At 65.1% G+C, this 20,660-nt stretch carries 17 protein-coding genes; 11 read left to right on the forward strand and 6 right to left on the reverse strand.

Features of this window, described 5'->3' with window-relative positions; translation table 11 throughout:
- Positions 1–109 precede the first annotated feature (109 nt).
- Positions 110–1,546: a M48 family metalloprotease gene (locus ACLL97_RS14800; RefSeq protein ID WP_411281245.1), complete on the forward strand. Its 1,437-nt coding sequence runs from the start codon at positions 110–112 to the stop codon at positions 1,544–1,546.
- 206 nt (positions 1,547–1,752) lie between these two features.
- Here ACLL97_RS14800 and ACLL97_RS14805 read toward each other — a convergent pair whose 3' ends face one another.
- The gene (locus tag ACLL97_RS14805) at positions 1,753–2,916 is read right to left on the reverse strand and encodes an MFS transporter (RefSeq protein ID WP_411281246.1); all 1,164 of its coding nucleotides are present in this window, start codon (positions 2,914–2,916) and stop codon (positions 1,753–1,755) included.
- A gap of 48 nt (positions 2,917–2,964) precedes the next feature.
- On the opposite strand from ACLL97_RS14805, the gene ACLL97_RS14810 reads away from it, so the two are divergent.
- Genes ACLL97_RS14810 through ACLL97_RS14830 form a run of 5 tightly spaced genes read left to right on the forward strand, consistent with a single transcriptional unit; the run spans position 2,965 to position 8,342 of the window.
- Entirely contained in the window at positions 2,965–3,435 is a 471-nt protein-coding gene (locus tag ACLL97_RS14810; protein ID WP_411281247.1) for a hypothetical protein, read from the forward strand.
- 17 nt (positions 3,436–3,452) lie between these two features.
- Positions 3,453–4,931, forward strand: a complete 1,479-nt coding sequence (locus tag ACLL97_RS14815; protein WP_411281248.1) for a class I adenylate-forming enzyme family protein — start codon at positions 3,453–3,455, stop codon at positions 4,929–4,931.
- A complete protein-coding gene (locus ACLL97_RS14820) occupies positions 4,928–6,172 on the forward strand; it encodes an SLC13 family permease (protein ID WP_411281249.1) in 1,245 nt (414 codons plus the stop codon). Before ACLL97_RS14815 ends, ACLL97_RS14820 begins: the two co-directional genes overlap by 4 nt.
- Before the next feature lie 41 nt (positions 6,173–6,213).
- On the forward strand, positions 6,214–7,341 hold the full coding sequence (locus ACLL97_RS14825; RefSeq protein WP_411281250.1) for a helix-turn-helix transcriptional regulator: 1,128 nt from the start codon (positions 6,214–6,216) through the stop codon (positions 7,339–7,341).
- Positions 7,338–8,342 carry a helix-turn-helix transcriptional regulator gene (locus tag ACLL97_RS14830; protein WP_411281251.1) on the forward strand — a complete coding sequence of 335 codons (1,005 nt, stop codon included), beginning with the start codon at positions 7,338–7,340 and terminating at the stop codon, positions 8,340–8,342. Before ACLL97_RS14825 ends, ACLL97_RS14830 begins: the two co-directional genes overlap by 4 nt.
- Positions 8,343–8,733: 391 nt before the next feature.
- On the opposite strand, the gene ACLL97_RS14835 is transcribed toward ACLL97_RS14830, so the two are convergent.
- Positions 8,734–9,105: a phage holin family protein gene (locus ACLL97_RS14835; protein ID WP_411281252.1), complete on the reverse strand. Its 372-nt coding sequence runs from the start codon at positions 9,103–9,105 to the stop codon at positions 8,734–8,736.
- 8 nt (positions 9,106–9,113) lie between these two features.
- On the opposite strand from ACLL97_RS14835, the gene ACLL97_RS14840 reads away from it, so the two are divergent.
- The 3 genes from ACLL97_RS14840 (at position 9,114) to ACLL97_RS14850 (ending at position 12,886) form a co-directional block, all read left to right on the forward strand.
- On the forward strand, positions 9,114–10,499 hold the full coding sequence (locus ACLL97_RS14840) for a phospholipase D-like domain-containing protein (protein ID WP_411281253.1): 1,386 nt from the start codon (positions 9,114–9,116) through the stop codon (positions 10,497–10,499).
- 90 nt (positions 10,500–10,589) lie between these two features.
- The gene (locus tag ACLL97_RS14845) at positions 10,590–11,483 is read left to right on the forward strand and encodes a universal stress protein (protein WP_411281254.1); all 894 of its coding nucleotides are present in this window, start codon (positions 10,590–10,592) and stop codon (positions 11,481–11,483) included.
- Between the two features lie 974 nt (positions 11,484–12,457).
- The gene (locus ACLL97_RS14850; protein WP_411281255.1) at positions 12,458–12,886 is read left to right on the forward strand and encodes a hypothetical protein; all 429 of its coding nucleotides are present in this window, start codon (positions 12,458–12,460) and stop codon (positions 12,884–12,886) included.
- 228 nt (positions 12,887–13,114) lie between these two features.
- Here the strand turns inward: ACLL97_RS14850 and ACLL97_RS14855 are convergent, their stop codons facing one another.
- Positions 13,115–13,570 carry a hypothetical protein gene (locus ACLL97_RS14855; RefSeq protein ID WP_411281256.1) on the reverse strand — a complete coding sequence of 152 codons (456 nt, stop codon included), beginning with the start codon at positions 13,568–13,570 and terminating at the stop codon, positions 13,115–13,117.
- A 397-nt stretch (positions 13,571–13,967) separates the two neighbouring features.
- Between ACLL97_RS14855 and ACLL97_RS14860 the strand changes: the two genes are divergently transcribed.
- Positions 13,968–14,279, forward strand: coding sequence for a hypothetical protein (locus tag ACLL97_RS14860; protein ID WP_411281257.1), 312 nt, complete (start codon positions 13,968–13,970; stop codon positions 14,277–14,279).
- A gap of 163 nt (positions 14,280–14,442) precedes the next feature.
- On the opposite strand, the gene ACLL97_RS14865 is transcribed toward ACLL97_RS14860, so the two are convergent.
- Together ACLL97_RS14865 and ACLL97_RS14870 are read right to left on the reverse strand one after the other, a co-directional pair.
- A complete protein-coding gene (locus tag ACLL97_RS14865; RefSeq protein ID WP_411281258.1) occupies positions 14,443–16,020 on the reverse strand; it encodes an FAD-dependent oxidoreductase in 1,578 nt (525 codons plus the stop codon).
- Positions 16,021–16,148: 128 nt separating this feature from the next.
- Entirely contained in the window at positions 16,149–18,392 is a 2,244-nt protein-coding gene (locus ACLL97_RS14870) for an Ig-like domain-containing protein (protein WP_411281259.1), read from the reverse strand.
- Between the two features lie 120 nt (positions 18,393–18,512).
- Here ACLL97_RS14870 and ACLL97_RS14875 point away from each other — a divergent pair, with 120 nt between their 5' ends.
- On the forward strand, positions 18,513–19,382 hold the full coding sequence (locus ACLL97_RS14875) for a CPBP family intramembrane glutamic endopeptidase (RefSeq protein WP_411281260.1): 870 nt from the start codon (positions 18,513–18,515) through the stop codon (positions 19,380–19,382).
- Here the strand turns inward: ACLL97_RS14875 and ACLL97_RS14880 are convergent.
- Positions 19,320–20,639, reverse strand: a complete 1,320-nt coding sequence (locus ACLL97_RS14880) for a DUF4105 domain-containing protein (protein ID WP_411281261.1) — start codon at positions 20,637–20,639, stop codon at positions 19,320–19,322. The genes ACLL97_RS14875 and ACLL97_RS14880 overlap by 63 nt on opposite strands.
- Between the last annotated feature and the right edge of the window lie 21 nt (positions 20,640–20,660).

A 20,660-nucleotide genomic window follows, 5' to 3' on the forward strand; every position in this document is an offset into this window, starting at 1 on the left:
TCGGCACGAGTGAGGGTCAAGCGAAATGCCGGATGAGGCACGTAGCTTGCCCAGTACGTATGTGCTGTGTGACGAGGGACGTGTGACCAAACAAATACGGAGGATTACCATGGGGACAGAACTGCGCCGTGCCGCAGCTTTCGGGCTGCTGCTCACGGCAGGGGCCTGTGCGACGAATCCCGTGACGGGACGGCGCGAGCTGTCGCTCATCTCGGAATCGCAAGAGATCCAGATGGGCAAACAGGCATCGGCGGGCGATCTGCAGCGCGTCGGTGAATACCCGAGCTCCGAGGCGCAGGCCCTTGTGAAGCGCATCGGTACGCAGATCGCGGCGAAATCAGAGCGACCGAACTTGCCTTGGGAATTCCATCTGCTCGACGATGCGGCGGTGAATGCGTTCGCGTATCCCGGCGGCTTCATCTTTGTGACGCGCGGCTTGATGGCGCACCTGAATAGCGAAGCGGAACTCGCCGAGGTCATCGGTCACGAGATCGGTCACGTGACGGCGAAGCACACGGTCGCGGCGATGAGCAAACAGCAAGTCGCGCAGATCGGTCTGGTGGGTGCCAGCATATTCTCGCCGACGGTTGCCAAATACGGCGATGTGCTGGGTTCCGGGGCTGGCCTGCTGTTCCTGAAGTTCGGTCGTGACGACGAACTGCAGGCCGACGCACTCGGCTTCCAGTATTCGCTCGCGCAGGGCTACGATGTCCGCGAAGCCGCAAATGTGTTTACAACGCTGGGCCGACTGGGCGACGGTGGTGGTCGCGTGCCCGAGTGGCAGAGCACGCACCCGGACCCGGGCAATCGGGTGCAGCGGGCCGAGCAGCGTGTAGGGGAACTGCCTGCCGGCGCGCTCTCCAATACGAAGGTGAATCGCGATTCATATCTTCGACTGTTGAACGGCATGGTGTTCGGCGAGAATCCGCGTCAGGGCTATTTCCGCGGCATGCGCTTCCTGCATCCGGACCTTCGCTTCGAGCTGACGTTCCCGACGGGCTGGAAGACGGCCAACCTGCCGGACGCCGTTGTGGCCGGAAGCCCGGACAACGGCGCGCAGATTCAGCTGGTGCCAGGTCAGGGCACGCCGACGCAGGCGCTCCAGGGCTTCCTCGGCCAACAGGGCATCGTGGTCGGCCAGAGTGGCCAGACGACGATTAACGGACTGCCCGCGGTGATCGCGTCGTTCACCGCGCAGACGGAGCAGGGTACGATTGCTGGGCTCGCGGCCTCATTAGCGCATCAGAACACGACGTATTTGCTGCTCGGCATCATGGCGTCGCAGGTCGCGTCGCAGCGTGGTGCTGAAGTGGAAGCGTCGATTCGCTCATTCAAGCCGTTGAACGACCCGGCGTTGATCAACGTGCAGCCGGCGCGGGTGGAGATCGTGACGTTGCCGTCGGCGATGACCGGCGCGCAGTTCCTGCAGCGGTATCCGAGCACGGTGCCGGAAGCCAAGGTGCTGATCATCAACGGTATTCAGGCGGCATCGACGCTGCCGCGTGGGGCCCTCATGAAGCGCGTGGTGGGCGGGATCGGGTCGTAGCCTCGGCGTGGTCGGCTCAGCCGATCTCGTATTCGCAGGAACTGATCACACAGAGGCAAGGAGGATAGAAGAAAAAGAGAATCCCTTTCTCTTTTTCTCTCTTTCTCTGTGTGATCAGTTCCGCAACATGTCTTGAACAGCGCACACGGAGGACGCAGAAGCGCAGAGGACAAGCGCAGAACATACTACGCCTCCTCAGGCCAGACTTATTGAGGCGGCTTTGTTTTGGGTCGCGTGTGAATCAGTAGTGCGCCGCCCAGCGAAACGACGGCGCCGACGAGGAACGGGATCGACAACGAGCTCGCACTGGCCACGCCACTGGCGGCGAAGGGGCCGATCACTCGGCCCAGTGATGCGGCGCCTTGATACGCGCCAAGCACACTACCGCGTTCATGCGGCTCGGCGGCGGTGGCGACGAGGCCGCTCATGCTGGGGTTGAAGAGCGCCGATCCCACGCCGAAAATGCCGAGAGCGACGAGCAGCCAGCCAATCGAATGCGAGAATGGCACACCGGCCATACCGACACCAACGAGCACGGCGCCCATGCGCGTGAGCGACTGCGCACCGAAGCGCCTTGTGAGCGGACCGATGATACCGGCCTGCACCACGACCGACACGACGCCGACGAAGCCGTAGATCCAGCCGAGCGTGCGCGGGCCGACGCTCAATTTATCGGCCGTGAACAACGCCAGGGTGCTTTGCAGGAGCGCGACCGCTGCCACCACAATGCCGGTGGCGAAGAGCAGATCGCGCAGCACCGGGCGAGCCAGATACGTGCGCATGCCGGTGCGTTTCGTGGTCGATGAGCGGCGCTTCTCCGGCGGGAGCGACTCGGGCAGACGGACGAGCGTGAGCACGAAAGCGACGAGCGACAACACGGCGGCACCATAGGCTACGCGGGCAAAGGCCGAACCGTCGTCGGGGTTGGCGCCGGCCAGCACGCCACCGAGCGCGGGACCGAGAATGAAGCCCATCCCGAACGCCGACCCGAGAAGCCCGAGCGCTTTCGGACGGGTCGCGTCGGTCGTGATGTCGGTCGTGTAGGCGTAGGCCGCCGAAATATTGCCGGCCGCGAGTCCGGCCACGATGCGCGCGATCGCCAACATCGTCCCTGTGGTACTGAACGCCAGCATCGCCGCCGCTCCGACGTTCGCCAGCAATGTGATCAGCAGCACCGGGCGCCGACCGATGCGATCGGAGAGACTGCCCCAGATCGGCGCGCCCACCAGCTGCCCGAGGGAGTAGAGCCCCAGGAAGAAGATGACCGACGCCGGTGCGACACCGACCTGCTCCGCGTAGAACGGAAAGACCGGGATGATCATCCCGAATCCGACCAGGTCGAGAAAGACAACGAGAAAAAGTGTGAACACGGGGTGAATTGGGGTGGCTGCGCCGCGGACGGAAGAGAAGATTGGGGGATGGCCGATGATTCTGGCAATTCACCACCCGAAATGGCGCCCGATCGCGAGGCGCGCATTCTCGATGATCTGCAGGATGCTGTCCAACGCATGCACGTGCTCGCACGTTCGCCGCGTATCGTGCTGGCCACTGGCAGGCGTGCGCAAGGCGCCCGGCCGATGGCGTGGCAGGCCCTTTTCGAGCGGAGCTTCGGCGGCGAGCTGCCTGCGGTCAGCTATCGCGGAGCGCCGGCGTCGGCGCTGACGACCGTGCTGGCCAAGGGCTTCGATAGTGAGCCGACACTCGCCAGCGGATGGTCGCATCCGCGATTGCGCGACGCGATGATGATGGGACCGGTGATCCAGGTGTTTCGAACCGATCGACTGCCCGACGATGTCGGTCGCGCGTTGCTGGGGGTCATCGTCTTTGAAGAGGACGGACTGCAGTTGGCCGGCGTTCGCGCAATCGCGCGCGAGTTCGGTCTCTCGTAAGCGTTAGCTTCCGCCCCATGTCCCTCCTCGGATTATACGATCGCTCGCTGCTTGGGCGCGCGGCGACGCCGGCGCTCGACTACTTCGACGCGAGCGGCGAGTGCCTTGTGCTGACATTCGGCGCGCTCGAAGCGCGCAGCAACCGCATGGCGCACGCGCTGCGTGCACGCGGTGTGAAGGCCGGCGATCGCCTGGCGTTCTATCTTACCAACCGGGTCGAGATCATCGATCTCTGGCTGGCGTGCATCAAGACCGGCATCATCGTGGTGCCGGTGAACGTGCTGTATCGTGAACGCGAGATCACGCACATCGTGAGCGACGCGTCACCGATTGCCGTGATCACCACCACGGCGCAGCAGGCTGATTTGCCGTCGGGCGTGACGTCGTGGCGCCTCGAAGCACTGGTCGCCGACGCTGCGCGGCAGCCGTCGGCACGCATCGCGGTGCCGTGCGCGGCGAATACGCCAGCCGCGCTGGTGTACACCTCGGGCACTACCGGCGCATCGAAAGGAGCGGTCCTCACTCACGGCAACTTCGCGGCAAACGCGCTGGCGCTCACCAGTGGCTGGGAGTTCACGAGCCACGATCGCTATCTCGCCGTGCTACCGCTCTTTCACGTGCACGGTCTGGGCAACGGCCTGCATGTCTGGCTGTTGAGCGGCTGCCATATGCGGCTTGCCGAGCGCTTCGAGCATGAACGCGCGGCCGATTGGTTCGAGTCGTATCAGCCCACCGTATTTTTCGGTGTCCCGACGATGTTCGTGCGGCTCCTCGACGTCGCGCCCGCGCGCGCGGCCGCCATCGGTGCGCGGACGCGGCTGTTCGTGTCCGGCTCGGCGCCGTTGCCGGCACTGGTGATGGAGGCGTTCCGCGAGCGCTTCGGTCATGTGATTCTCGAGCGCTACGGCATGACCGAGACCCTCATGAACGTGAGCAATCCGTACTACGGTGAGCGGCGTGCTGGCACCGTGGGGTTTCCGATGCCGTTGACCGCCGTGCGCATTGTGGGCGACACCGGTGTAGATGTTGTCGATGGCACGAGCGGCGAGCTGTGGGTGCGCGGGCCGAATGTGTGCGACGGCTACTGGCGTCGCCCTGATGCCACGGCCACTGCGTTTGCGGATGGTTGGTTTCGCACTGGTGACGTCGGCGTGCGGGCGGCGGATGGCTACATCACGCTGGAGGGACGGCGCAGTGATCTGATCATCTCGGGTGGCTTCAATATCTATCCGCGCGAGATCGAGGAGCTCCTGGTCGAACAGGATGGGGTGCATGAGGCGGCCGTGGTCGGCGTCAAGGACGCGGTGCGCGGTGAAGTCCCGGTGGCATATCTGGTATGTGACGAGGCGGTCGATCTGGAGGCGCTCGCGAGCCACGTTCGTCGGCAGCTGGCATCGTTCAAAGCGCCGCGAGCCTATGTGCGCGTGGATGCGCTGCCACGCACGGCGTTAGGCAAAGTGCAGCGACATCTACTGCCGCCGTGGTGTGGCACGTGAGTCCCGCCCTGCTGTCGCTGCTGGCGCTGCTGCTGGTGGTGGCGGCGAGTCTCACGTCACGCGTGAATGTCGGTGTCCTGGCGGTCGCCCTGGCGTGGGGTATCGCTACCTTCGCCGCCGACTGGAAGGTCGAGCAGCTCATGGCCGTGTTTCCGTCGTCATTGTTTCTCACGCTCCTTGGCGTAACGTTGCTGTTCGGGATCGCGCAGGCCAACGGCACGATGCAGGCGGTCACGAATCACGGGGTCCGCCTGCTGCGCGGACGCGCGGTCCTGTTGCCACCCTTCGTGTTTCTGCTGGCCTGTCTTATTTCTACCAGCGGGCCGGGGGCCATCGCCACGACGGCGCTGCTCGCACCGCTGGCGATGGGCATCGCGCATCGTGCCAAGGCCCCGATGCTGTTGATGGCGTTGATGGTGGGCAACGGGGCGAACGCTGGCAACCTGTCGCCGATCAGCGCCATTGGTGCGATGGTGCACGCGCTGATGGAGCAGGCCGGGTTGGGCGGACACACCACCGCGGTGCTGCTAATGAACTTCGCGGCGCACGCGCTCGTGTCGATCGCGGCGTGGTTGATGTTCGGCGGGCCGGCCATGCGGCGCGATAAGCAGGTGGTGCTCGACGACGCGCGGTCAGCGTTCACGCGTGCGCACTGGACCACCTTGGCAGTGGGCCTGCTCTGGGTGAGTTCCGTGCTGTTCCTCAAGTTCAACCCTGGCCTCACGGCCTTCGCCGCCGCGGCGGTGCTGGTATTGATTGGTATCGGCGAGGACAGCGCCATGCTGAAGCAGGTGCCTTGGCCGGTGATCGTGATGGTGTGCGGCGTGAGCGTCCTGATCGGCGTGCTGGAAAAGACCGGTGGCATGGATTTGTTCACCACGATGCTGTCCAGACTGGCCACGCCCGGATCAGTGAACGGTGTCATCGCTGGCGTGACTGGGCTGATTTCGACATACAGTTCCACGTCGGGCGTGGTCTATCCGGCGTTCATTCCGGCGGTGCCGGGACTGGTGGCCAAGCTCGGCGGCGGTAACCCCCTGCAGATCGCGATCAGTATCAACGTGGGCGCCGCGTTGGTCGATGTGTCGCCGCTGTCCACCATCGGCGCGCTGTGCATTGCCGCGGTCCCGGCCGGCCACGACACGAAGCAGCTATTTCGTCAGTTGCTGCTGTGGGGCTTCGCGATGACGATCGTAGGCGCGCTCTTCTGTCAGTTCGTCGTGCCACTATTCATCCACTGATGATTTCCTGAATCCGTTCGACACCTCGTGGTATTCATTGCATGGCTGCTGCCGACAAACTGACCCGCTGGCTCGATCTCCTCGCTGCGCTCCTGCGTCGCCATCACGGAGCGGTCTTCGCCGACCTGCGTCGCGATGTGCCGGGTTACCTCGCCGCCGACGTCGATGAGCAGAGTGTCATGCGCACCTTCGAGCGCGACAAGGACGAGCTCCGCGAGTTCGGTGTGGCGATTGAGACGCTGCAGGACAACGACGGTGGTGATTCGCGCTATCGTCTCCGACCCGACGCGTTCTATCTTCCGTTTCTCGCACTCTGTGAATCGCGCATCGTGCCGGCGCTCGAAGTGCGCACGATTCCGCGTCCGCAGGGCATCGGCTATCAGACGTTGCCGGTGCTGGCGATCACCCCCGACGAGTGTCTCACCCTTCGTCGTGCGGCCGCGCGTGTCCGCGCGCTCGGCAATCCGACACTCGACGCTGATGCTGCTGCCGCCATCCGCAAGCTCGAACAGGATGTCGGGTTGTTGCTGATCGGAGCGCCACTTGTCGCTACGGTGAAGGTGCAGGGCAGCACCTTCGAGGTGCTCGGTGGCGCCCTGTCCGCCCGAAAGCGCGTGACCTTCAGCTACGCGAGCATGGGTCGCAACCGGCAGAGCATGCGAACGGTGGAGCCGTATGGCCTCGTATTCCTCACGGGCCATTGGTATCTCGTGGCGCACGACGCCGACCAGCAGTCGCTTCGGCAGTTCCGGGTGAGCCGCATCTCCAAGCCCAAATGCAACGCGGCCAGGAAGCAGCCCGACTATGTCATCCCGAACTCCTTCAACCTCGAGGCGCATGCCGCGTCGCGTCAGGCGTGGGAGCTCGGCGACGAGGAAGCTGCGTCCGTGGTAGTCGCCTTCCGAGGCGACTCGGGGCAGGTCGTGCAGGGTAAGCAGTTGGGTGACGAAGGGAGCCTGCCCGCGCAGCGACACTTTCGTGTGCGCCGCCGTGATCCATTTCTCCGGTGGCTCCTCACGTTCGGTGGTGACGCAGTGATCGTGTCGCCGTCCGAATGGCACGGCCAATGGCGCGCCCTGCTTCAGGACACCCTGGCGGCACACCGTGCGGTCAGCCACGCGGCCATCCGCCGAGCTCACACCAGCGACACCATCGTGGAGTCGGCATGACGCGCGCCGATGAGCGACTGCAGCGGCTCTTGATTGCATTTCCAACGATGGCCGACGAGATGAAACTCACGATGGAGCAGCTCGCCGAACGTGTGGGAACTGACGTCAAGACATTGCGCGAGGATTTTCTGTGTCTCGACCGCGACGATACCCCGCCAGGCTTTGTGGAAAGCGTACAGCTGTACGTGGGATCGGACAGCGTGTCGATGCGGTCATCGCATTTCAAACGACCGATGCGACTTACCAGGCCCGAGGTCGCGTCACTTGAGCTGGGGCTTGGTATTCTGGAACAGGAACTTGCCGTCGATGAGCGGCATCTCGTCACGAGGGTGCGCGGGCGACTGCGTGATCTCGCGGTGCAGCCCGTCGACACCGTGGTCGACAAACGCAAGGTGCGTTCGACCGCTGAGGCGGCGGGCGGCCTCGCAGTCGAGCCGGCGCGTGACCGTGAGTGGGAAGCGCTGGTCGTGCTGCAGCGTGCCATCGAGCATCAGCAGGTGGTGATGCTCACGTATCAGCGCTCCGACGAAACGGCGGCGACCGAGCGTCGGGTCCGTCCGTACGCGATGGTGCGCGCCGACGCGAACATTTACCTCGTGGCGTTCTGTGAGCGGCACGACGCGCTCCGCGTGTTCCGTCTCGATCGCGTGCGCACCGCGGTGGAGACGAGCGATCGCTTTGAACGCCCCGACGATTTTACGGTGGAATCGGTGGTGCAGCAGGGGCATGTGTTCGTGCAGGACGCGCCGGCGGTGGAGTCGCTGGTCGTGCGCTACAGCCCCACGGTGGCACGATGGATCGTCGAGCGTGAGGCCGGTGTCATGCAGCCCGACGGGTCGCTGGAGGTTCGCTATCCGCTGGCCGACGAATCGTGGGCGATGCGCCATGTGTTGCAGTATGGCCCCGACGCAGTCATTCTCGCGCCGGATCGGGTACGAGACGAGATGGAACGGGTGCTTCAGCGCGCGCTCGACGGGTGCGGACAAACTCTTTCCGGGTGATCCCGCAAAAAACGTACGGCCCGCATGAACCCTCACCTCAACACTCGGAAGGCGGCAATATGTTCATGTCGGTTCGATGGCATCGCCGCGCACGAACATGAAATACACGAAGGTGTTCTTTCCTGATTGAGCCTTGTTCTCCTTCGCTCTTTTTCTCCTTTCCTCTGCGCGATCAGTTCTGCGGTCATTCGGCAAGCGCTAAGGCACCGATCACACAGAGGAAAAGAGGCAAGGAGAAAAAGAGAAGTTCCACCACCTGTTTTGAGGGTGTGATCGCAAAAAACGTCAGGTCCGTATTTGCCCTCGACTCAACAATCGTAGGGCGGCCCATGGTTTCCCGTCGGCTATATTGCGTCGCCTGACGCCAGGCCTCGAGCGTTTCAGCACCCTGTTAGTCGTTTTCGGCGTCGCTCGGGATCACGACCCAGCTGAGGATGGTACTGAGGATGCTCACCAGCAACGCACCGATCAACGCAGCCCAGAATCCACTGATGTGGAACGGGAGGCCTACTCGCGTCGCGAGGGCGCTGGTGAGCAGCAGCATCGCGGCGTTCAGCACGAGGGTAAACAGGCCCAGCGTGATGATCTGGATCGGGAACGAGAAGAACGACAGCACCGGTCGCACCAACGTGTTCACGACACCGAAGACGAGGGCGAGACCGACTAGTCCCTGCCAGCTGCCGGTGTAGCTGATACCTTCGATGAAGCGTGCGGCGCACCAGAGCGCGACCGCATTGATGAGGAGTCGCAGAATGAGAGTCATGCTGAAACATGGTTGACGCCCCGTCGCCACGGGAAGTGCGCACCTATCGCGCGTGGGGCGCCGCCCGGCGCGTCACCGACGGCGTGCGTGACCCGGCGTTTCGCGAACTGCTGCAGCTGATCGATGGCGGACCAATGCACCAGTGTCCGCCGCCGGTGCTCCTCCCCGATGGCGCCCAGGCGTTTCGCACGATGATCGAGGCGATCGATGCCGCGCTGGAGGAGGTGTTGCTGGAGACGTACATCCTGCGGGACGACACGCTTGGCGAGTCGGTACAACAGGCATTGGTGCGGGCTGCCGCGCGTGGCGTGCGCACGTATGTGCTGGCTGATGCCGTGGGCTCGATGGGCACGCGCGATCGTTTCTGGGACGCACTCACCGAGCAGGGCGTGGTCGTGCGCCACTTTCATCGAGTCTGGCATCATCCCTTCGAAGCATTACGTCGTGATCATCGCAAACTGCTGGTGTGCGATCGGCGCGTGTCCTTTACTGGCGGCATGAATATCGGTGAAGAGTACGGCTCGTCGATCCTCGCCCGTCACGATGTGTGGCGCGATACCTTCGTGCAGATCGAAGGGTCGGTGGCGCGCGAATTGGCGGCCGTGTTCGCCGAAGGCTGGGATCGTGCCCGCGGTCCGACGCTGCCCGGCCTCGAATATGTGAGCTGGAGCGACGCCTCGGATACCTCGCCACAGCAGAACGTATCGGCGAGCGGCACGCGCGCGTTGCAACCTGGCTTGCAGGGCGCCGTGCAGCGCCAGGTGCAGCGACAGCTCGGACGGCAACGTGATCGTCGTCGCGGACGTCGCGTGCGTCGAGTCATCGATGTCGCCGCGCCCGATGATCGCGCGGTGCTCGTGCTCGACCCGCGACCGGGACGTGGACAACGCGAAATGCTCAGCGTGCTGTCAGCGTTGCTGGGCGGTGCGCGCGAGCGTTTGTGGATTACGACGCCGTATTTTGCACCACCCACCAGAGCGCTCTCGTTTCTGCTCACCGCGGCACGCCGCGGCGTCGACGTGCGGTTGTTGCTGCCCAGTGAGCGTACCGATATGGCGCTTATTCGGCACGCCGCGCATGGGACGTATCGCACGTTGCTCGAGAGCGGCGTGCGGATTTTCGAGTATGAACGCGCCACGCTGCATGCGAAAACGATGGTGATCGATGGACACGTGAGTCTGATTGGTTCGTCGAATTTGGACTTCCGATCGTTCTGGTTGAATGCCGAATGCAACGTGCTGGTATTCGACAGCGCGTGTGCGTCCGCGCTCGAGCGCTGCTTTCAGGCGGATATCGCCGACAGTCGGGAGATCACCATGGACGCGTGGCGGCAGCGGACGTGGTTACACCGCGTATTCGATCGCACGGCGCGTGCGCTCCGCTGGGCATTGTAGCGCCCGAGTGGGTTGAGCGTACGGGATTCCCTGACGCAGAGCACAGGACTCCCCGATACAGCGCGGATGTACAAAGTGCGACCATCTTCCATGCACTCGGAGAATCTGCCGCTCGGCGTCGATGGACCTGTGCTGGTCGCCTGCGACGGGGCACCGGTGTCGAGCGAGGCGCTGTTCAATGCCGGTCGGTTGGCCTCCAGGGCATTCGGTGGTGCGCTGCAGGTGTTTGGCGTCTGTGATCCGACGCCTAGCGTGGCCGCGGGGATGGACGTGCTGCCGGTTCCGGCGGAGCTCGATGAGGCGCGTCGTGCATCGATGCTCGAGGATGTGCGGCGCGCAATCTCGATCTCGGCTGCCGGTGACCCGTCGTGGCACGTAGACGTGCAAATGGGTTCTCCGTCGCGCACGGTGGCCACGGAGGCGCTGCGTCGCCATGCATCAGTGATCGTGATGGGAATCGGGCGCCACAATCCGCTCGATCGGTTGTTCGGCACGGAGACGACGCTGGCCACGCTCAGAGAATCGCGCGTGCCGGTGCTGGCCGTCGGCCCGAGCTTTCCCACCAATCCGAAGCATGCCGTGGTCGGCCTCGACTTCAGCGCCGCCAGCGTCCAGGCGGCTCGCCTCGCGGCCCGTCTAGTCGCCCCCAACGGGCGACTCACGCTGGTCCATGTACAACCTCGCTTTGAGCATCCGTCGGCCGATTGGCAGGCGTGGGATGCCGACTACGGGCGCACGCTGCCGCCGCTGTTCGACCGAGTCCGCGCGCAGCTCGATCCGCCTGACGGGCTGATTGTCGAAACGGTGACCGTGCGCGGCGATCCGGCAGCGTCACTGCTGTCCTTTGCGCAGCAGGCGCAGTGCGATCTCATCGCAGTCGGCACGCAGCGCCACAGCTTTCTCGAGCGGCTGATCGTGGGATCGGTTGCCACGCGGGTGCTGCGTGCGGCGCGGTGCGGGGTGCTCGCGGTGCCATCGGCGTAACGCGCCGGCGCCAGCCACTACACGCCGCACATAAAAGTCCGCACGCCGTAGTCCGCATAGCGAGTTGGGTGCCGTCGTCGAGGGCGCGGCGCGACGTGACGCATCGTGCGTGTGACCCCGCGGGGCACGACGCGTCCGCGGTTGGAGCGGACGTGCTCCGCGCTGAGCTCGTGCAGGAGCGGCTGGTGCCAGCGCGCCACCTCCTGAGGAGGGGACGGCAGCCAGATGCGGCCGCTGGCGACGGGTGCATGCCAGCTCCGGGATCGGCGTGCGATCGGCGCTCCGGCCATGGCTGTTCCACTGACGTGCACTGCGAGAGGAGCCATCGGCGAGCGCGTCTCGACCGGCGAGCCCAAGCCGCGCCCCGACAGGACAGGCGTTCCCATCTTGACCTAGCCCACGAGGCGCAGTTGCAGAAAGGCTCGGGTGGCCTTCACGCCGCGGGCGCTGGCCGGCCGTTCAACGAGCCTCCCGATTGGCGGCGGTGTTGGCGACATCGCGCGTCGTGCCGTCGAGACACATATCGCGCCACGCGCGATACCACGCCCATGGCGTGTCCCGCGTCGCCATCTCCGATACAGGGCGAGCGCTGAGGAGACCATGACGTGCGCCGGCAGGTCGCGCTGGCGTTGACTCACGCGCTCCGGTTCGACCAGCACCTGTTGCAGGCCTCAAACGGGAATCGCGTCGTCAACAGCCCACGTTGTTGTGATCGGTCAGGCCCGTTCCGGCGGGAAGCCCTGCTGCCGTCGGCGCTATTTCCCGCTCCGAGGTGGGTGTCCGAACACTCTGTGCGTCGCGAGTCGTTGAGTGAAGCGTCTGGGCGTTCGGCGGCAGCGCGGACAGTTTACCAGAGGTTTTCGTGGCTTCGCGACCAGTGTGCCCAGTGGTATCATACGCCCTCTAGGTTCGTCGCCTAGACCATCCCGAAGGCCCGCTGTGGCCCCCAGGCTCTCAACCCCTCGTGGAGACCCATGACCCGTCATCGCGTCGCGGCACAAACTCGGCACTTTGCTTGGACTTCCCTGCTGGTGGTTATGGCCGCATGCGGCAGCGATCCACTCGGCCCCGGCGATCCACTCGGCGCCTTCCAGCCCGAGATCAGCAACGCCGCCGACAATTTTTCACTGCAAGCCACAGGTGTGACCAACGTCACCACCACCATCAATTATACCTGGGCAAACTCTGGCACCCGTGCAACCATCAACCACTCTACCACTACACGGGCTGGCTCGACTCTACTCGTTATCAAGGACGCCAACGGCGCCACTGTGTATTCGAAAGCCCTTTCGCCGAGCCTGAACGAGCCGACCAGCCCCGTCGGCGTCGCGGGAAGATGGTCCGTCCAGCTTACGCTCACCAACTACAGTGGCACGCTGAACTTCCGCGCCCAGAAGCTGTAGACCGTCGCTCATCGCTGCGGCCACCCGCTCGCGCACGCGGACGAGCCATTGGCGGCAGGCGTGGGTCTCGACAGCGAGTCGCCTCGTCGTGGTATTGCCCGAAGAACAAGACACTACACGCCGCTCACGCGGCGGCGCTATGCCTCCCCCTGGCTAACGCCATGGGGCATCTCGCGCGACATCCGGTGAACTGCCACGCCAACGGCCACGTGGCCATCGACCGGTATCTCACCGCGCTGGAACGGGCGCCGCAGAAGGCGACGCGCGCCCGAAGATCACGCCCTGGACCCTGATCACCGACGCGCTGCGGCGGCGAGACATGGCGCCCCGGAGCATGCTCGATGTCCGCGCGCGGGCGGCGAGGTCCGACTTCTTTCCGGGTCCATTCTCGCCGCTGATGGGCATGCAAGGGGCGGTCACGCGCACCGGCTGGGAGGGGAAAACCGGGGGCGCAAACCAGCGCATTGGCGTAGCGTGTTCTCCTGCCACTTCTGGATGCAGAGCATGACGCCGCTGCCCCGCCACAGCGGTGATCAGTATCTGCATCACGAGTCGTAGCGCGACCGCCACGCGATCAAGGCCAAGCTCCACGGCTATCACGTGTTCATCCAGGTCGGCGTCATCTGTCAGGGCCTGCTGCACTGCTTGGCCGTCGCCTATCCTCAAGCCAAGGCTGGAACTCATTTGGCTCATGGCCGGGCACCATTCGCCCCGGCATTCCGCCCTCGGAACTGGTGGTCGCCACGGCGCTCCGCCACACCCTGCCGGATTTTCACGTGAATACGCGCGAAACCCATTCCCTCGTGACATGCATCGTCGAACGACAGGACCCAGACACGTTCGAGATGTTCCGTTTGGCTTCATAGCGCAAAAATCAACGCAGAACTCGGCACGCTTGAGGTTGTTAGGGGACCCATTCATCTCGAGTTGTGCCTCGCGCGCTGTGATTGGTCAAGCGACCCACTCCTCTTTGCTCGCCGAGTTCACGTGACGTCCTTGTAGCCGGGGCAAGTCCAAATGCTGTTCGGTTACTGACGAGGCCGCAACGTCGTGCGTGGTGCCGTCAGGCGGCGTACGGCACGTGCGTCTCGTGGAACAGGTGCTGAATGAATTGCCGTGGCGTCTGGCGGCGGAAGAGCGGTCGGCGCACGGGGGCGCGCCGAACCACCACTGCTGCTGTGGCGGTTCTTCGCGGGCCTTCGCGGTCGTCGCGAGCGTCGCGCGCACGGCGGTGCTTTCGGTTGCCTCGGTGCGCTCGGACCGCCAGCTGGTTCGCGCGACGCTCGCGACGAACAGCGACGAGACGCGACGCACCGCGAAGCAAAATGATGGCGATGGGCTCGCGCCGGTACCAGACGCCACGCCCCCGTTCCCCAAGGGCATCCGCAACTGACGCCGTTTCCATGCCAACACCTTGGGATGCTACGGCATACAGTCCAGACTCATTTGCTGCACGGATCAGTCCGTGCATTTACCCGCACTTTGTCGAAGCAGGAAGCGCTCCGGCAGACCCGGGAAATGCACAATCCGAACAGTATTGGGTAAGGACTGCCTTGCTACGCCGTCAGCGCGGACACCACTTCACCGGCGGCACGGTTGCCGGATTCGACGGCACCTTCGAGATACCCCTGCGCATCCTGCGACGTCTGTTCACCGGCGAAGTGGCAGCTGCCCACGATCTCGCGCTCGGCGCCGGCAAAGCGCTGATACTGACCGACTCTGAAGTACGCGTACGAGCCAAGCGTCCACGGATTGCGTGACCAATCATCGAACGACACGACACCGGTGAATCTAGTCGAGAGGCCGGGGAGTACCGGTTCAACCTGTGCCAAAAACTGCTGCGCGAGTGCGCTCGGCAAGCGACCGCTCTGCGCGGCCGCGACCGCACCACCGGTGTAGTCCACGAGAATGCCGTTCACACCCGATTGGCCGCGCGTGACCTCCCACGTTGCTTGGTAACCGGTGTCGGCATAGCTGTCGCCACCGCAACCGAGCGTGTTCCAATGTCGCGTCGAGAACTGCAGCGCGAGTTTCGCGTTCTGCCCCATACCGAGTTCGGTGATCGCGCGCATCTTCTGCACGGGGAATCCGGCATTCCTGAGATTCACACGCTCGCGCATGACGGAAAACGGAAGTGCGAGAATAACACGATCGGCCGTCACACTGCTGCGATCCTCAAAGCCGAGCGTCCACCGATTGCCGCTGACGGTCACGGCGCTCAGGACCTTGCCGGTGATGATCTGTCCACTCAGCGCGGCGGCCAAGCGCGAGATGATCTGATCGTTGCCGCCGCGCACTTTGTACTTTTCGTTCGATGGACCGAAGAGTCGGATCTGCCCCTGCCCGACGGCGCCGAGGAGGTAGATCAGATTGAGCGCGCTTTGATCGGTCGTGTCGGCACCGTATTCGATGCAGTACGCCACATCGAGCAGATGCCCAAGGGGTGACGTGATCCCGCCGGGCACGTTCTGCATGATCCACGCGCGAATGCTCATCGCGTCGAGTGCACGGCCGCGCGCGGTCGATGACGTGTACAACGTTGGATAGCCAGCCTCGACGTAGTCGCGCTTGAGTGGCTGCCATACGGCCTTCATGTCGTCGATGGCTTGCGCGTACGAATAGGCGCTTCCGTCGAAGTGGTAGAACGGCTCGCTGCCATTCGGTTCGGCCGCCACGACGTTGTCGAGCGGGAGGCCGAGCTCCTGGGCGAGCTGACGAGTTGCCGTATGCGCCTGATCGATGAACTCACCGCCGTGTTCCGCGATCTGTCCGTTGGCAAAGCTGGTTCGGTTGGTCCAGCAGCGCCCGCCCAGTCGCGTGTTCGCTTCGTACACGGTGGCGATGATGCCCTTGTGTTTCAGGCGATACGCGGCCGTCAGTCCGGCGAGTCCGGCTCCCACAATGACGACGTGAGTGGGTGCGATGCTCTTTCCGGCGCGCGGCACGGCATCGTCGGCAATCGCCGTCAGCGATGTCGCGTCGCGGCATGCGGCGAGCGTTGCTCCGGCAGCGGCAACCGCTGCACCGGAAACGAACGACCGTCGCGAAAGCGACGACGTTTCGCTGTCAGTACGCGTATCGTGAGCGGCGAGGCGGGCGATGTTCGCGAGCTGGCGAAGCAATGGCGTACGCATAGTCGGGCGGGCAGGTGGTGGACACATCGGCGTCGAGCCGTGCACACATCGCGGTCAATGACGAGAGGTGCATTCGTCGAATGCAACGGGGCGGCGGTGCACTTCGTCAGCGCACCGCCGCCCGACGATCACGGCACGATGACGATCGGGATCGTCGTCGAGATGCTGCCGAGGGTCGCCTTGAGCGAGTAGTTGCCCGGTGTGACGCCGACGATCGTATAGAAGAATCCGGACGTGTTCGCCTCGCGCGCCAGCGTCGCCACCGGTACGCTCGGACTGCTGAAGTCGGGCGTCAGCGTGACTGTCGGCGCCGTGCCGGTGGTGACGACAAAGTTACTCTTGTCGCGAACGATCACCTGGAGCAGCAGGCCATTCGTCGTTCCCACCCTGACTGTCCGTGCATCGCCGGACGTCGAGTTCGTGAGCGACCCGATGTTCTCGGTCGAGTTCACGACGTTCGCGTTCGTGTTGTCGGCCGCGACGCTTATGTCGTTCTTCGAGTAGACGACTAGCACGTTCGTGGTGCCGGCGGCTCTGGGCGCGAACGCTGCCGTGGTGGGGGCGGGCACGCTCTGCGTGACGGTGCCGACCGCGTCATTCGAGTTGAAGAAGCGGATGATTCCGCCGTCGGCTGTGACGTCGGCCGCGGACATCGTGATGCCAGCGGCATCGACGAAGCGCGGGCGATACGAGAAGCCGACCGGGATGGCGACCGTGTTGTTTTGCGGCTCGAGGATCACGCGTGCCACCCGGCTGGCGGGCGCCGTGCTGCCGACGGTGAGCGGAATGGCTTGCGTCACTATGGTGGTGCCGGCCCTGTACGTCACGTCGAGGAACGTGGAGCCCTTGGCCTTGCCGAAAAGCGATCCGACGGCGCTGGATCCGGTATTGTCGGACGGGTAGTACGTAGCGAGCGAGGGGTTGCGCACCTCGATGCCCAGCGTCCCGCCGGCAACGGGGTTCGCGATGGTCACTCCGATTTTCGTGCTCGTCGCGACGTCGAGGGAGATTGGAGCTGTCGGGCCGGCGGGCACCGCCGGTTGGCTCTGCGTGACGGCGATCGTCGGATTGGCAGGGGGCGTCGGCACGGTGATGGCGACCTGCGCCGATAGCGTTCCGGTTGTGGCGACAATGTTCGCCACGCCCGGTGCCACGGCCGTCACGATGCCGGATGCCGTGACCGTCGCGACCGCAGTGGCCGACGACGTGAACGTGACCGGCGCGTTTGGCAGCGGCTCGCTGCGCTGGTCACGGACGACGGCGGCGAGTGTGTCGCGCTTGCCTTGATCAAGCGTCAGCGGCGTGGCGGCCTGGCCCACGCCACCGATCAGCCGCCGGAGCCCAATAGTGGTCGCGACGCGCGCGACGACGGAAATGTCGGTGAAGCCGGTCACGACGGTCGATCCGTTGGTGTACGTCGCGGTGATGCGCACCGGGGTCGTGGTGGGCGCAACGGCGGTGATCTGTCCGCTCGTCGCGGTGACCGAGACGAGCGCCGAGTTCGCCGACGCAAACGTGATGGCGCCCGTTCCGGCCGGCGCGTTGCTGACGTTCGTCTGCAGGGTCACCTGCTCACCGGGGACAAGCGGCAGGGTGGCACTCGTGGGCACGGTCACCATGATCGTGGTCGTCACGGGCGGCAGCACCGTCACCGTGACCGCGCTGCTGGTCACGCCTTCCGCGCCGGCGGTAATGGTCACCGAGGTGGTGGTCGCGGCGATTGCCGTGATCCGTCCCAGCGCGTCGACCGACGCCAGCGCTGGATTGGAGCTCGTGAACGTGTAGCTGACCGCAGGTGTGGTCGATGCACCGGCGGCGAACGCTGCAATCGGGCTCAGTGTCGCGACCGGATCGCCGACGCGCAGCGTGAGCGCGGTCGTCGGGGTGACGCTGTTGGCCGCGAGCGCCGAGAGCGTGATGCCGGTGAGACGCGAGCGAATCGTGACTGGCTTGTTCACCGCCGTCGGCGCCTTGTACTGCTCGATCAGATTCGCCGGGATGGTGGCCGTCGCGGTGACGGTGACGGTTCGTGTCGCCTGCGGCTGCACGGCACTGACGGTGAGCACACCCGTCGTGGGGTTGATTGAGACGGCCTGGTCCGGGGTCGCGAGCCCATACGTAATAGCGGCGCCGGAGATGTCAGCCAGATTCGGGTCCCGCAGTTTGGCGACGTACGTTCCCGACTGGCCGCCTACGAGGTCGTCGGGGCCGCTCTGAAAGATGAGCGTGGTCGCCACGGGCTCGGGCGCGTCAGCGCCGCCGCCGCCGGGGCCACAGGCGGGGATGATAATGGCGCACGCAGTCACCACACCGATCAGCGAGACGGCAAAACGATGCCGCCGTACAGCGGTGGCGAGCAGTTCCAACGGCATGACGGTACTCCAGAAGCCAAGTGGACGAGGCGGCGCGTCGGTCGCGACGCCTCGGGAAGCAAGCGAGATTACGTTTCCGCCTACCACCCGTCAAGCACGACCTACTTGCACAACTCCGCAGTGATCGACTCCCGCCGCCTGCGCGGCTATTTCACGGTCCCGTCCTCGTCGCGTTCGACCTCAGCGGTCTGGCCCACCGACGCGACGGTCTTCGCCGTGCTCGCCTGGACCTCGGTGGCGCTGGTCGTGGTGGAATTTCTTCTCATACCGTTCCGCACCGCGCGCCTCTGGCCGAATCTTCTCGCGCAACTCGCGCCGGGGGTACGTTACGGCACGATCGCTGCAGCGCCGGCCACGCTCGTGCGCGATGCGCCGTGGTGGGGCGCACTCGCGACATACGCCTGGTGGACCGTCGGCATGCTGCTGTTCTGGGTCGCGGTGCCGGCCGCTATCCTCAGTCATGGCCGCGCCCGCGAGGACGGCCGGGAGGGCGGCCGCAAGCTCCCATTCACGTTGCGTGTGCCGTTCACCCGATCGGCGTGGTTGCCGTACCTGCTCCTCATCCTCGTCATGCTCCCGCTGCTGGCGCTCGCGAGCACACAGGCCGGCTTCCTCACCACGTATCCAATGCTGCGCCCCTCGCAGACGGGCGCGTGGTCGTGGACGCTGCTGCTGCTCTATTGGACGATGTACGCGACCGTGCTGGCGTGTACCGAGTTCCTCTTTCGCGGCGTGCTGCTTTTTACGCTCGAGTCGCGGCTCGGCGTCAACGCCGTACTCGTGTCGGTCCTGCCGTACTGTCTCATCCACGTGCATAAGCCGCTGCTCGAAGCGCTCGGCTCCATCGTCGCCGGCATTGTCCTTGGGGTGCTGGCGTTGCGCACGCGGAGCATCGGCGGCGGCGTCGTGGTGCACGTCGCGGTCGCGCTAGGGATGGACGCCCTCGCGCTCGTGCGCACGGGCGGGTTCCCGCAGGCTTTCTGGCCTTAGCGCGGTCTCGGTCTGGCGCGCCTCCGGCCGCGCCACGCGCAGCGCGGCCGCGAGACCGATGATGACGGGCAGCACCAAGGCGATAATGCGCCAGTTTTGCTGCGTGAACGACGGCAGCGCCTTCGCGGCGAGCGCCAGCGCCGCACTGGCGGCGAGGACGGTCCACCCGTGCACTAGCGGGCGCCGGGCGCGCTGCGACCCGGTCGCATACGCCACCGCGAACGGCAGCGTGAACAGCGCCAGGGGATTGGCGAGCAGGATGTTCTCGTTCGCGTCGGCAAGGGTGAATGCGGTCATCGTCCACCCGTACACGATGCCGCAGCCCAACAGGCCGAGCAGCAGGGCGGCGAGGGCTGCGCTCGTGCCGAGCATCGTGCGCGACAGCTCCCTCGCCCGCGTGCTGTGATGCCGTGTGCCAACGCCGAACAGCAGGACCGCCGCCGCGAGCATAGCGCCGATCGCGGCCAGCAGCCAACCGTGCGACGGCACCTGTACTGGTACGACGTGCGTGTGGCTGAGCACGTGGAAACGTGTCACGGCAAACGGGGCCTCCCGTGCGAGGCGTGCGACCGTCGCCGCACGCGCGAGTTCGGCCGGCAGGAACAGCGCGTCCCAGCGCGTCATGCGCTGATCGATCGTGCGGCCGGTCAGCACGTCGCCGAGCAAGCCCATCGCCATGTTGCGGCTCGCGACCCGACGATACCCCTCGTCCCTAACGGTCCCCGCGACGTCGCCCGCGACGGCTCGTCGCAAGGCGCCGCCCGTGGCGCGGTCGAGCACATCCCGAATGCGCGTGGTACAATTGTCTCCGGTGTGGCGGTACGCGTACCCCGCTGTGCCGAAGGCGGAGACATCCGCCTCGAGCAGCGCGACCAGCGAATCGGCCTGGTCAGGCGCCAGCAACAGCTCTTGCAGCTCTACTTCTCGATCGTCCGTCTCGAGCGCGTGGAGCCGTGCCCGCGGGCTGGCGCTGCGCACGACGCGGGCCCGGATCGCGCCCCGCCGCTGATCGGCGCTCGCGCCCATCGTGCCTTCGATGATGCCATAGTCGTACCAGTAGTCCGCCTTACGACGCGCATCCGCGACGATCAGCGCCGTGTGCCCGAACCACGTGAAGAAATTTCCACCGGGGCCGGCGGTGATCAGGTACACGCGCACGCCGGAGTCGGGTCGCGTCCATTGCGACGCCAGACGCGCAGGCGCGAACAGCAGAAGGGCAGCGGCAATCCCCACCAGGAATCGTAGGAGCACGGTCACAACTTATCACCTTCTCATCAC

The sequence above is a fragment of the Gemmatimonas sp. genome, assembly GCF_046594945.1.
Lineage (GTDB): Bacteria > Gemmatimonadota > Gemmatimonadetes > Gemmatimonadales > Gemmatimonadaceae > Gemmatimonas.

Bases quoted from the DNA above. Each gene is read 5' to 3' on its own strand.
- ACLL97_RS14800 (WP_411281245.1), top strand. From the start codon at position 110: ATGGGGACAGAACTGCGCCGTGCCGCAGCTTTCGGGCTGCTGCTCACG.
- ACLL97_RS14810 (WP_411281247.1), top strand. From the start codon at position 2,965: ATGGCCGATGATTCTGGCAATTCACCACCCGAAATGGCGCCCGATCGC.
- ACLL97_RS14815 (WP_411281248.1), top strand. From the start codon at position 3,453: ATGTCCCTCCTCGGATTATACGATCGCTCGCTGCTTGGGCGCGCGGCG.
- ACLL97_RS14825 (WP_411281250.1), top strand. From the start codon at position 6,214: ATGGCTGCTGCCGACAAACTGACCCGCTGGCTCGATCTCCTCGCTGCG.
- ACLL97_RS14830 (WP_411281251.1), top strand. From the start codon at position 7,338: ATGACGCGCGCCGATGAGCGACTGCAGCGGCTCTTGATTGCATTTCCA.
- ACLL97_RS14835 (WP_411281252.1), bottom strand. From the start codon at position 9,105: ATGACTCTCATTCTGCGACTCCTCATCAATGCGGTCGCGCTCTGGTGC.
- ACLL97_RS14840 (WP_411281253.1), top strand. From the start codon at position 9,114: ATGGTTGACGCCCCGTCGCCACGGGAAGTGCGCACCTATCGCGCGTGG.
- ACLL97_RS14845 (WP_411281254.1), top strand. From the start codon at position 10,590: ATGCACTCGGAGAATCTGCCGCTCGGCGTCGATGGACCTGTGCTGGTC.
- ACLL97_RS14850 (WP_411281255.1), top strand. From the start codon at position 12,458: ATGACCCGTCATCGCGTCGCGGCACAAACTCGGCACTTTGCTTGGACT.
- ACLL97_RS14855 (WP_411281256.1), bottom strand. From the start codon at position 13,570: ATGAGTTCCAGCCTTGGCTTGAGGATAGGCGACGGCCAAGCAGTGCAG.
- ACLL97_RS14865 (WP_411281258.1), bottom strand. From the start codon at position 16,020: ATGCGTACGCCATTGCTTCGCCAGCTCGCGAACATCGCCCGCCTCGCC.
- ACLL97_RS14870 (WP_411281259.1), bottom strand. From the start codon at position 18,392: ATGCCGTTGGAACTGCTCGCCACCGCTGTACGGCGGCATCGTTTTGCC.